This window comes from Streptomyces sp. CMB-StM0423 (genome assembly GCF_002847285.1).
Lineage (GTDB): Bacteria > Actinomycetota > Actinomycetes > Streptomycetales > Streptomycetaceae > Streptomyces.
The window spans coordinates 3,201,156-3,213,545 of sequence record NZ_CP025407.1 but is presented as its reverse complement, the minus strand read 5'-3'; the positions used below and the strand labels follow the sequence as shown (position 1 = coordinate 3,213,545).

Annotated in this window: 8 protein-coding genes; all 8 read left to right on the top strand. The window is 68.4% G+C overall.

The features are described 5' to 3' along the window. The first annotated feature begins 34 nt into the window (after positions 1 to 34). The 8 genes from CXR04_RS13685 (at position 35) to rpsG (ending at position 12,358) form a co-directional block, all read left to right on the top strand. Complete coding sequence (locus tag CXR04_RS13685; RefSeq protein WP_234380215.1) at positions 35 to 916, top strand: DUF1396 domain-containing protein; 882 nt, start codon at positions 35 to 37, stop codon at positions 914 to 916. A gap of 314 nt (positions 917 to 1,230) precedes the next feature. After that, the gene (rplJ, locus tag CXR04_RS13680; RefSeq protein WP_047017547.1) at positions 1,231 to 1,785 is read left to right on the top strand and encodes a 50S ribosomal protein L10; all 555 of its coding nucleotides are present in this window, start codon (positions 1,231 to 1,233) and stop codon (positions 1,783 to 1,785) included. 98 nt (positions 1,786 to 1,883) lie between these two features. Next, a complete protein-coding gene (rplL, locus tag CXR04_RS13675) occupies positions 1,884 to 2,270 on the top strand; it encodes a 50S ribosomal protein L7/L12 (protein WP_101422308.1) in 387 nt (128 codons plus the stop codon). A 616-nt stretch (positions 2,271 to 2,886) separates the two neighbouring features. Beyond that, positions 2,887 to 6,372 carry a DNA-directed RNA polymerase subunit beta gene (rpoB, locus tag CXR04_RS13665; protein WP_101422306.1) on the top strand — a complete coding sequence of 1,162 codons (3,486 nt, stop codon included), beginning with the start codon at positions 2,887 to 2,889 and terminating at the stop codon, positions 6,370 to 6,372. Between the two features lie 127 nt (positions 6,373 to 6,499). Next, a complete protein-coding gene (locus CXR04_RS13660) occupies positions 6,500 to 10,408 on the top strand; it encodes a DNA-directed RNA polymerase subunit beta' (RefSeq protein WP_101422304.1) in 3,909 nt (1,302 codons plus the stop codon). A gap of 338 nt (positions 10,409 to 10,746) precedes the next feature. Next, on the top strand, positions 10,747 to 11,223 hold the full coding sequence (locus tag CXR04_RS13655; RefSeq protein WP_101422302.1) for a DUF1707 and DUF4190 domain-containing protein: 477 nt from the start codon (positions 10,747 to 10,749) through the stop codon (positions 11,221 to 11,223). A 290-nt stretch (positions 11,224 to 11,513) separates the two neighbouring features. After that, positions 11,514 to 11,885: a 30S ribosomal protein S12 gene (gene rpsL, locus CXR04_RS13650; RefSeq protein ID WP_003948652.1), complete on the top strand. Its 372-nt coding sequence runs from the start codon at positions 11,514 to 11,516 to the stop codon at positions 11,883 to 11,885. Between the two features lie 2 nt (positions 11,886 to 11,887). Further along, positions 11,888 to 12,358, top strand: coding sequence for a 30S ribosomal protein S7 (rpsG, locus tag CXR04_RS13645; protein ID WP_101422300.1), 471 nt, complete (start codon positions 11,888 to 11,890; stop codon positions 12,356 to 12,358). The last annotated feature ends 32 nt before the right edge of the window (positions 12,359 to 12,390 follow it).

Here is a 12,390-nt window from a genome sequence, read left to right as displayed (position 1 = left end):
CCGGGACACGCGTGCCCGGAGGGAAAGGATCACCATGCGCTCGACCTTCGTACGGGGCGGTGCCGCGCTCGGCGCGGCCGCCCTGGCCCTGACCGCCTTCACCGCCTGCGGCGACGACGAGGGAGCCGGCAAGGCGGACGGCGGGAAGGGCGGGAACGCCGCCCAGCCGGTCGGCGTCACGCCCGCGGCCGCCGTCCGCAAGGCCACGGAGAATGCCGAGGAGTTCACCTCCCTCGAGTACCGGATGGCCGGTGAGATGCCTGGCGAGGGCGCCATGGAGGGCACCGGGGCGATCAGCCTGGACCCGCCCGCCATGCAGATGACGATGACGGTGGACGGCGCGACCCCCGCCGAGAGCGGCGAGTTGGAGATACGTCTCCTCGACGACGCCATGTACATGAACCTCGGCGAAGAGGCCGCCGCCGAGATGGACGGCAAGACCTGGCTCAAGATGGGCATGTCGGAGGGCGGTTCGGGGGCGGACGAGAACCCGCTGCTGGAGCTGAAGCAGGCGGACGACAACCCCGCCGAGGACACCCAGATGATGAACGCGGCCGATGATCTGAAGAAGGTCGGCGAGGAGGAGATCGAGGGGGTGCGGACCACCCGCTACACGGGCACGGTCACCCTCGACGACCTCCGCGCGGAGCTGGAGGGCGTGGACGCGAAGGCGAAGAAGAACCGCCAGGAGAAGGTCGACGAGTTGGCGGAGACGGGCGCCGACGAGATCACCATGGACATGTGGATCGATGGCGAGGACCGCACCAAGCAGTTCCGCATGCGGGCCGACACGAAGGAGGGCCCGCTGGACACCACCATGACCTTCCTGAGCTACAACGAGCCCGTCACGGTGAAGGCACCGCCGGCCGCCGAGACCGCCGACATGGACGCCATGATGGAAGAGGGCGGCGCGTAGCACCGGACGCGACGTCTTGTACGGCCCGGCCGTCCCGGGGGCGATTTGCCCGCGGGACGGCCGCTGCCGTACGCTTCCTCCTCGTAGCCAAAGACCGCTGGCCGCCGCCGTACGCCCGCAGGGGAGTGCGGTGGCCGAAGGCTCCGCGTACGTCGCGGACGGCCCGCGCAGGTGAACGAGGAAGACCTCCCGCAGGGCCCCGGCCCGTGCGGTCGAGTCACGCCCCGAGCGCCTGCGCCGGGGCGTTTGCCGTGTGTGCGAGGGCCTCGTGCATCCGAAGGGCGGTCCCATCACCCGGAAGGAGGCTGAGGCTCATGGCGACGCCGGACAAGGTCGAGGCCGTCAAGGAGATCGCGGACAAGCTCCGCGGCTCCAACGCGGCCGTCGTGACCGCGTACACCGGACTGAGCGTGGCGCAGCTTAAGGATCTGCGCCGTTCTCTCGGCGAGAACGCGCAGTACCGAGTGGTGAAGAACACGCTGACCAAGATCGCGGCGAAGGAGGCCGGGCTCGACCAGCTCGACGAGCACCTCCAGGGCTCGACCGCTGTCGCCTTCGTGACCGGTGACCCGGTCGAGGCGGCCAAGGGGCTGCGTAACTTCGCCAAGGACAACCCCGCGCTCGTCATCAAGGGCGGCGTGCTCGACGGCAAGGCTCTGACCGCCGACGAGATCAACAAGCTCGCGGACCTCGAGTCCCGCGAGGTGCTGCTCGCCAAGCTGGCCGGTGGCATGAAGGCGTCCATGGCGAAGGCCGCGGCGACCTTCCAGGCCCCACTCACGAAGTTCGTCCGCACCGCGGACGCGCTGCGCGACAAGGTCGAGCAGGGCGGTGCCGGTACGCCGGCTCCCGCCGACGCCGCGGAGTAGCAGAAGCGCTCTCCGTGGCTCAGCGGGCACCGCGAACGCCCGCCGTACCGATGCATCAGCACAACCGCACCAGCCGACTTAGTGGAAGGACCGCCACCATGGCGAAGCTCAGCCAGGAAGACCTGCTCGCGCAGTTCGAGGAGATGACCCTCCTTGAGCTCTCCGACTTCGTCAAGAAGTTCGAGGAGAAGTTCGACGTCGAGGCCGCCGCGCCGGCCGCCGTCGTCGCCGCCCCGGGCGGTGGCGCCGCCGCCGCCGAGGCCGCCCCGGAGCAGGACGAGTTCGACGTCGTCCTGCTCGGCGCCGGCGAGAAGAAGATCCAGGTCATCAAGGTCGTGCGCGAGCTGACCTCGCTTGGCCTGAAGGAGGCCAAGGAACTGGTCGACGGCACGCCGAAGCCGGTTCTGGAGAAGGTCAACAAGGAGGCCGCGGACAAGGCCAAGGACTCCCTTGAGGGCGCCGGCGCCTCCGTCGAGGTCAAGTGACCTCGTCCCGGCCGGTCGGGGCGCTGTGAGCCCGGCCCGCCGGGGCTGACGGCCCCTGTGCCGCAACCGAGGGCGATCACCCATCCGGGTGGTCGCCCTCGCTGCGTTGCCGGGGCCCCCGGCCGGAGCGCTTGCCCCGCGGGCACCGGCGGGTATGGTGATCTTCACCGGCCGGGGCAGCCGACATGATCTCCCTGGGGCAGGGGGGCCTTGACGAACGGCCAGCGGCGCGCGATTCTCAGGTCGTCACATCTCAGGTCGTCACATCGGTCCGTACTCCGAGGCATGGATCGGTGACTGAGTGGGAATGGCTTCAAGCGCGAAGGCATCCGGTATTCGGCATAACTTCAGGGGAGGCCCCACGCGAGGGCGGGCGCTCCTCAGGCAGGGAGAGATCGAAGATTTGCTGGTCTCCAGCCTCCGCTGGACATCAGTGTGGCGAGTCGCTACACTGACCCTTTGCGCTGCCTGTTAACTGCCCCCTGCCCGTCACCAGGGGTCTGTCCAGAGCTCGTACGATCTTGAGAGACACGCTTTGACCTGGGCGTTCTCCTCCCCGTGTGGGTTTTGGGACCGGTACGCGCGTAGTGAGTCCGAGCCCTCGGAAGGACCCCTCTTGGCCGCCTCGCGCACCGCCTCGACCGCTAGTACGAACAACGGCGCCAGCACCGCCCCGCTGCGCATCTCTTTCGCGAAGATCAAGGAACCCCTCGAGGTTCCGAACCTCCTTGCGCTCCAGACCGAGAGCTTCGACTGGCTCCTCGGCAACGACGCCTGGAAGGCTCGTGTCGAGGAGGCTTTGGATCACGGACAGGACGTCCCCACCAAGTCCGGCCTCGAGGAGATCTTCGAGGAGATCTCCCCGATCGAGGACTTCTCCGGGTCGATGTCGCTGACCTTCCGCGACCACCGCTTCGAGCCCCCGAAGAACTCCATCGACGAGTGCAAGGAGCGCGACTTCACGTACGCCGCGCCGCTCTTCGTCACCGCCGAGTTCACCAACAACGAGACCGGGGAGATCAAGTCCCAGACGGTCTTCATGGGCGACTTCCCGCTCATGACGGACAAGGGCACCTTCGTGATCAACGGCACCGAGCGTGTCGTGGTCTCGCAGCTCGTCCGGTCCCCGGGCGTCTACTTCGACTCCTCCATCGACAAGACCTCCGACAAGGACATCTTCTCCGTCAAGGTCATCCCCTCCCGGGGTGCCTGGCTGGAGATGGAGATCGACAAGCGCGACATGGTCGGTGTCCGCATCGACCGCAAGCGCAAGCAGTCGATCACCGTGCTGCTCAAGGCCCTCGGCTGGACGAACGAGCAGATCCTCGAGGAGTTCGGCGAGTACGAGTCCATGCGCGCCACCCTGGAGAAGGACCACACCCAGGGCCAGGACGACGCGCTGCTCGACATCTACCGCAAGCTGCGTCCGGGCGAGCCGCCGACCAAGGAGGCCGCGCAGACGCTGCTGGAGAACCTGTACTTCAACCCCAAGCGCTACGACCTCGCCAAGGTCGGCCGCTACAAGATCAACAAGAAGCTGGGCGCCGCCGCGCCGCTCGACGCCGGCACGCTGACGGTCGAGGACATCATCGCCTCGATCAAGTACCTGGTGAAGCTGCACGCCGGTGAGGTCGAGACCGTCGGGGACAACGGCCAGTCCGTGGTCGTCGAGACCGACGACATCGACCACTTCGGCAACCGCCGCATCCGCAACGTCGGCGAGCTGATCCAGAACCAGGTGCGTACGGGCCTCGCCCGTATGGAGCGCGTCGTGCGCGAGCGCATGACGACCCAGGACGTCGAGGCGATCACGCCGCAGACCCTGATCAACATCCGGCCGGTCGTCGCCTCCATCAAGGAGTTCTTCGGCACCAGCCAGTTGTCGCAGTTCATGGACCAGACGAACCCGCTGTCCGGGCTCACCCACAAGCGCCGGCTCAACGCGCTGGGCCCCGGCGGTCTGTCCCGTGAGCGGGCCGGCTTCGAGGTCCGCGACGTGCACCCGTCGCACTACGGCCGCATGTGTCCGATCGAGACGCCGGAAGGCCCGAACATCGGCCTCATCGGCTCGCTCGCCTCGTACGGCCGGGTCAACGCCTTCGGCTTCATCGAGACCCCGTACCGCAAGGTCGTCGGCGGCGTCGTCACCGACGACGTGGACTACCTGACGGCCGACGAGGAAGACCGCTTCGTCATCGCGCAGGCCAACGCGCCGCTGACGAACGACCTGCACTTCGCCGAGAACCGGGTCCTGGTCCGCCGCCGCGGCGGCGAGGTCGACTACATCCCCGGCGACGACGTCGACTACATGGACGTCTCGCCGCGCCAGATGGTGTCGGTCGCGACCGCGATGATCCCCTTCCTGGAGCACGACGACGCCAACCGCGCGCTCATGGGCTCCAACATGATGCGCCAGGCCGTGCCGCTGATCCGGGCCGAGTCCCCGCTCGTCGGCACCGGCATGGAGTACCGCTGCGCGGTCGACGCGGGCGACGTCATCAAGGCCGAGAAGGACGGCGTGGTCCAGGAGGTCTCCGCGGACTACGTCACCGTCGCCAACGACGACGGCACGTACACCACGTACCGCGTCAACAAGTTCCACCGCTCCAACCAGGGCACCTCCTTCAACCAGAAGGTGCTCGTGGACGAGGGCTCCCGCGTCATCGAGGGCCAGGTGCTCGCCGACGGCCCCTCGACCGACGAGGGCGAGATGGCGCTCGGCAAGAACCTCCTGGTGGCGTTCATGCCGTGGGAGGGCCACAACTACGAGGACGCCATCATCCTCAGCCAGCGCCTCGTGCAGGACGACGTCCTGTCCTCGATCCACATCGAGGAGCACGAGGTCGACGCCCGCGACACCAAGCTGGGCCCCGAGGAGATCACCCGGGACATCCCGAACGTCTCCGAGGAGGTCCTGGCCGACCTCGACGAGCGCGGCATCATCCGCATCGGCGCCGAGGTCGTCGCCGGCGACATCCTGGTCGGCAAGGTCACGCCCAAGGGCGAGACGGAGCTGACCCCGGAGGAGCGGCTGCTGCGCGCGATCTTCGGCGAGAAGGCCCGCGAGGTCCGTGACACGTCGCTGAAGGTCCCGCACGGCGAGACCGGCCGCGTCATCGGCGTCCGCGTCTTCGACCGCGAGGAGGGCGACGAACTGCCGCCCGGCGTGAACCAGCTCGTCCGCGTCTACGTCGCCCAGAAGCGCAAGATCACCGACGGCGACAAGCTCGCCGGCCGGCACGGCAACAAGGGCGTCATCGCCAAGATCCTGCCGATCGAGGACATGCCGTTCATGGAGGACGGCCACCCGGTCGACATCATCCTCAACCCGCTCGGCGTGCCCTCCCGGATGAACCCGGGTCAGGTGCTGGAGATCCACCTGGGCTGGCTCGCCGCCCAGGGCTGGGACGTCTCCGGCATCAAGGAGGAGTGGGCCGAGCGCCTGCAGGGCATCGGCGCCGACCAGGTCGCGTCCGGTACGAACGTGGCGACGCCGGTCTTCGACGGCGCCCGTGAGGACGAGCTGGCCGGCCTGATCCAGAACACGCTGCCCAACCGCGACGGCGACCGCATGGTGCAGCCGTCCGGCAAGGCGCAGCTCTTCGACGGCCGCTCCGGCGAGCCGTTCCCGGAGCCGATCTCCGTCGGCTACATGTACATCCTCAAGCTGCACCACCTCGTGGACGACAAGCTCCACGCCCGGTCCACCGGCCCGTACTCGATGATCACCCAGCAGCCGCTGGGCGGTAAGGCGCAGTTCGGCGGCCAGCGGTTCGGCGAGATGGAGGTGTGGGCCCTGGAGGCGTACGGCGCCGCCTACGCACTGCAGGAACTGCTCACCATCAAGTCGGACGACGTGACCGGCCGCGTGAAGGTCTACGAGGCCATCGTCAAGGGCGAGAACATCCCCGAGCCGGGCATCCCCGAGTCCTTCAAGGTGCTCATCAAGGAGATGCAGTCCCTGTGCCTGAACGTGGAGGTGCTCTCCTCCGACGGCATGTCCATCGAGATGCGCGACACGGACGAGGACGTCTTCCGTGCCGCGGAAGAGCTTGGCATCGACCTGTCCCGGCGCGAGCCGAGCAGCGTCGAAGAGGTCTGACGGGTCCGGCGGGGGCTTCCTTCGAAGCTCCCGCCACCCCCTCGGCCCTAGCGGGCCCGGGAGGCACCCCCTCCCCGCGACCCGCGATCAGACCATTGGCACACGACCCTGAGAGGGATTGACGAGAGTGCTCGACGTCAACTTCTTCGACGAGCTGCGGATCGGCCTGGCGACCGCGGACGACATCCGGACCTGGTCGCACGGCGAGGTCAAGAAGCCCGAGACCATCAACTACCGCACCCTCAAGCCCGAGAAGGACGGCCTCTTCTGCGAGAAGATCTTCGGCCCCACCCGGGACTGGGAGTGCTACTGCGGCAAGTACAAGCGCGTCCGCTTCAAGGGCATCATCTGTGAGCGCTGCGGCGTCGAGGTGACCCGCGCCAAGGTGCGCCGTGAGCGGATGGGCCACATCGAACTGGCCGCGCCCGTCACGCACATCTGGTACTTCAAGGGCGTCCCGTCGCGCCTCGGCTACCTGCTCGACCTGGCGCCGAAGGACCTGGAGAAGGTCATCTACTTCGCCGCCTACATGATCACGTGGGTGGACGACGAGCGCCGCCAGCGCGACCTGTCGTCGCTGGAGGCGCAGATCTCCGTCGAGCGCCAGCAGATCGAGCAGCGCCGCGACGGCGACCTGGAAGCCCGCGCCAAGAAGCAGGAAGCCGACCTGGCCGAGCTGGAGGCCGAGGGCGCCAAGGCCGACGTGCGCCGCAAGGTGCGCGAGGGCGGCGAGCGCGAGATGAAGCAGCTCCGCGACCGGGCCCAGCGTGAGCTGGACCGCCTGGACGAGGTGTGGAACCGGTTCAAGAACCTCAAGGTCCAGGACCTGGAGGGCGACGAGCTGCTCTACCGCGAGCTGCGCGACCGCTTCGGCACGTACTTCCAGGGCGGTATGGGCGCCGCGGCGCTGCAGAAGCGCCTGGAGTCCTTCGACCTGGACGAGGAAGCGGAGAAGCTCCGCGAGATCATCCGTACCGGCAAGGGCCAGAAGAAGACCCGTGCCCTGAAGCGGCTGAAGGTCGTCTCCGCGTTCCAGCACACCCGCAACAGCCCCAACGGCATGGTGCTGGACTGCGTCCCGGTGATCCCGCCGGACCTGCGTCCGATGGTGCAGCTCGACGGTGGCCGCTTCGCGACCTCCGACCTGAACGACCTGTACCGCCGCGTCATCAACCGCAACAACCGGCTGAAGCGGCTGCTCGACCTCGGCGCGCCCGAGATCATCGTCAACAACGAGAAGCGCATGCTGCAGGAGGCCGTCGACGCGCTGTTCGACAACGGCCGCCGCGGCCGGCCGGTGACCGGGCCTGGCAACCGGCCGCTCAAGTCGCTGTCCGACATGCTCAAGGGCAAGCAGGGCCGCTTCCGGCAGAACCTGCTCGGCAAGCGCGTCGATTACTCGGCCCGTTCCGTCATCGTCGTCGGCCCGCAGCTCAAGCTGCACCAGTGCGGTCTGCCCAAGGCCATGGCGCTGGAACTCTTCAAGCCGTTCGTGATGAAGCGCCTGGTGGACCTGAACCACGCGCAGAACATCAAGAGCGCCAAGCGCATGGTCGAGCGCGGCCGCACGGTCGTGTACGACGTGCTGGAAGAGGTCATCGCCGAGCACCCGGTGCTGCTGAACCGGGCGCCGACGCTGCACCGCCTCGGCATCCAGGCATTCGAGCCGCAGCTCGTCGAGGGCAAGGCCATCCAGATCCACCCGCTCGTCTGCACCGCGTTCAACGCGGACTTCGACGGCGACCAGATGGCCGTGCACCTGCCGCTCTCCGCGGAGGCGCAGGCCGAGGCCCGCATCCTCATGCTGTCCTCGAACAACATCCTCAAGCCGGCCGACGGCCGTCCGGTGACCATGCCCACCCAGGACATGGTGCTCGGGCTGTTCTTCCTCACCACCGACGAGATCGAGGGTGAGAAGAAGGGCGAGGACCGCTCGTTCGCCTCGGTCGCCGAGGCGATCATGGCCTTCGACGCCGGCGAGCTGTCGCTCCAGGCGAACGTCGACATCCGGTTCCCCGTCGGCTCCGTGCCGCCGCGGGGCTGGACGCCGCCGGTGCCCGAGGGCGAGGCGGCGGCCGACTCGGACTGGCAGCCGGGCGACCCGTTCCGGCTCCGTACCACCCTGGGCCGCGCGCTCTTCAACGAGCTGCTGCCCGAGGACTACCCGTTCATCCACTACACCGTCGGCAAGAAGCAGCTCTCCGAGATCGTCAACGACCTCGCCGAGCGCTACCCGAAGGTCCTCGTCGCGCAGACCCTGGACAACCTGAAGTCCTCGGGCTTCTACTGGGCCACCCACTCCGGCGTCACCATCGCCATCTCGGACGTGGTCGTGCCGGAGGCGAAGAAGGAGATCATTGCCGGGTACGAGGCCCAGGACGAGAAGGTCCAGAAGCAGTACGAGCGCGGCCTGATCACCAAGGACGAGCGCACCCAGGAACTCATCGCGATCTGGACCAAGGCGACCAACGAGGTCGCCGAGGCCATGAACGAGAACTTCCCGAAGACCAACCCGATCTTCATGATGGTCAACTCGGGTGCGCGCGGAAACATGATGCAGATGCGCCAGATCGCCGGTATGCGCGGCCTGGTGTCCAACGCCAAGAACGAGACCATCCCGCGGCCGATCAAGTCCTCGTTCCGCGAGGGCCTGTCCGTGCTGGAGTACTTCATCTCCACGCACGGCGCCCGCAAGGGTCTCGCCGACACCGCGCTGCGCACCGCCGACTCGGGTTACCTGACCCGGCGTCTGGTGGACGTCTCGCAGGACGTGATCATCCGCGAGGAGGACTGCGGCACCGACCGCGGCCTGAAGCTGGAGATCGCGTCGGTCGGCGCCGACGGCGTGCTGCGCAAGGCCGAGGACGTCGAGACCTCGGTGTACGCGCGCTGCCTCGCCGAGGACATCGTCGTCGACGGCAAGGTGCTGGCCCCGGCCGGCACCGACCTGGGCGACGTGCTCATCGACGAGCTGATCCGCCACGGCGTGGCGACGGTCAAGACCCGCTCGGTGCTCACCTGCGAGTCCGCCGTCGGCACCTGCGCCATGTGCTACGGCCGTTCGCTGGCCACCGGCAAGCTGGTCGACATCGGCGAGGCCGTGGGCATCATCGCCGCCCAGTCCATCGGCGAGCCCGGCACCCAGCTCACGATGCGCACCTTCCACACCGGTGGTGTGGCGGGTGAGGACATCACCCAGGGTCTGCCGCGTGTCGTCGAGCTCTTCGAGGCCCGTACGCCCAAGGGCGTGGCGCCGATCTCGGAGGCCGCGGGCCGGGTGCGGATCGAGGAGACGGAGAAGACCAAGAAGGTCGTCGTCACCCCCGACGACGGTTCCGACGAGGTCGCGTACGGCGTGTCCAAGCGCGCCCGTCTCACCGCCGGCGAGGGCGACCACGTCGAGGTCGGCCAGAAGCTGACCGTCGGTACGGAGAACCCGCACGACGTGCTGCGCATCCTCGGCCAGCGGGCCGTGCAGGTCCACCTGGTCGGCGAGGTGCAGAAGGTCTACAACAGCCAGGGCGTGTCCATCCACGACAAGCACATCGAGATCATCATCCGGCAGATGCTGCGCCGGGTGACGATCATCGAGTCCGGCGACGCGGAGCTGCTGCCGGGCGAGCTGGTCGAGCGCTCGAAGTTCGAGCACGAGAACCGGCGCGTGGTGGCCGAGGGCGGCCAGCCCGCCTCCGGCCGGCCGCAGCTCATGGGCATCACGAAGGCGTCGCTGGCCACCGAGTCGTGGCTGTCGGCGGCGTCGTTCCAGGAGACGACCCGGGTGCTGACCGACGCGGCGATCAACGCCAAGTCGGACTCCCTGATCGGCCTCAAGGAGAACGTGATCATCGGCAAGCTGATCCCGGCCGGTACGGGCCTGTCCCGCTACCGCAACATCCGGGTGGAGCCCACCGAGGAGGCGAAGGCCGCGATGTACTCGACCGTCGGCTACGACGACATCGACTACTCGCCCTTCGGCACCGGCTCCGGCCAGGCGGTCCCGCTGGAGGACTACGACTACGGCCCGTACAACCAGTAACGGCCACTGTCACCGCACGCCCCGCAGGGCGGCTCTCCCCCGGGAGAGCCGCCCTGCGGCGTTCCAGGGGCCCGCTGGGAGGCCGCGCGGGACCCGGCCGCCCGGGCGCGTCCCGGGGCTGATGCCCGTACGGCACAGGGCTACGCTGAGGCAGCGTGCGAACCGGACAACGTGGTGTGCGGGGGGCGCGCGGCGGCGTGAACTTCGCGGCGCCGCACCGGAACTCCCCCGGCGCCCCATGCGTCGAGCACAATAGAAGGCACGCGGTACGCGGAGACCGCGGGTGGGGAGGTTCCTGAGTGTCCATGCAGCCGTGGGACCCAAGCCGGCCCCCGTCCATGCGTGCCGCGCACGCCGACCGGGAGCGGACCGTCGACGTGCTCAAGGCCGGTTTCGCCGAGGGCAGACTCACCCAGCCGGAGTACGAGCAGCGCATGGCGCAGGCGTACGACGCGCAGACCTACGGCGAGCTGCACGCGCTCGTCGCCGACCTGCCGCAGGGCCCCGCCGGCATCCCCACGATGCCCGCCGTGGTGCCGCGTACGTTCCATCCGGTGCCCGTCCTGCCGCCCCCGCGGCGCACGAACAGCTCGGCGATCGGCGCGATGGTGTGCGGGGCGCTGGTGCCGGCGACGTTCGGCGTGACGTTCATCCCGGCGATCGTCCTGGGGCACAAGGCGCGCGCCGAGATCCGCAGGACCGGCGAGCAGGGCGACGGACTGGCGCTGGCGGGCCTGGTCATCGGCTATCTGACGCTCAGCTTCGTGGCCTTCATCGCCCTCATCGTGGCCGCCGTGGCCGGCAGCGGGGCATAACTGTACCCAGGGCCGCCGTCCCTTATGTCTCTTTGTTTTGACCGGAGCGGGTGGCTGTAGGTACCCTCTGACCTTGTGCCTGGGGTGTCCCCGGGTCTTCGCGTGCGCGGGGGCGCTCCCGCGAAGGCGCCGAGGCTGTGACACCGAAGAGCTGCACTACCCCGTGAGACTGGCGGGGTCGTACGGGGCTTGCGACACACCCGACCGCGTGGGTCGGGGGCCGGCCGGTCTTCACGGACAAAACCCCAGGTTAGAAGTATCGAGATCGGCACACAGAAACCGGAGAAACGGTGCCTACGATCCAGCAGCTGGTCCGCAAGGGCCGGCAGGACAAGGTCGAGAAGAACAAGACGCCCGCGCTCGAGGGTTCGCCCCAGCGCCGTGGCGTGTGCACGCGTGTGTTCACCACCACCCCCAAGAAGCCGAACTCGGCCCTGCGTAAGGTCGCGCGTGTGCGTCTGACCAGCGGGATCGAGGTCACCGCTTACATCCCGGGTGAGGGGCACAACCTGCAGGAGCACTCGATCGTGCTCGTGCGCGGTGGCCGTGTGAAGGACCTGCCGGGCGTTCGCTACAAGATCATCCGCGGTTCGCTCGACACCCAGGGTGTCAAGAACCGCAAGCAGGCCCGCAGCCGCTACGGCGCCAAGAAGGAGAAGTAAGCATGCCTCGTAAGGGCCCCGCCCCGAAGCGACCGGTGCACATCGACCCGGTCTACAACTCTCCTCTGGTGACCTCCCTGATCAACAAGGTGCTGCTGCACGGCAAGCGCTCCACCGCCGAGCGCATCGTGTACGGCGCCATGGAGGGCCTGCGCGACAAGACCGGCAACGACCCGGTCATCACGCTGAAGCGCGCCCTGGAGAACGTCAAGCCGGCCATCGAGGTCAAGTCCCGCCGCGTCGGCGGCGCGACGTACCAGGTCCCGGTCGAGGTCAAGCCCGGCCGGTCCGCCACGCTCGCGCTGCGCTGGCTCGTGGGCTACTCCCGCGCCCGCCGTGAGAAGACGATGACCGAGCGGCTCATGAACGAGCTGCTGGACGCCAGCAACGGCCTCGGCGCCTCCGTCAAGCGCCGCGAGGACACCCACAAGATGGCCGACGCCAACAAGGCCTTCGCGCACTACCGCTGGTAGTCGAGAACCCCGTATTACGAGAGAGAAGACTG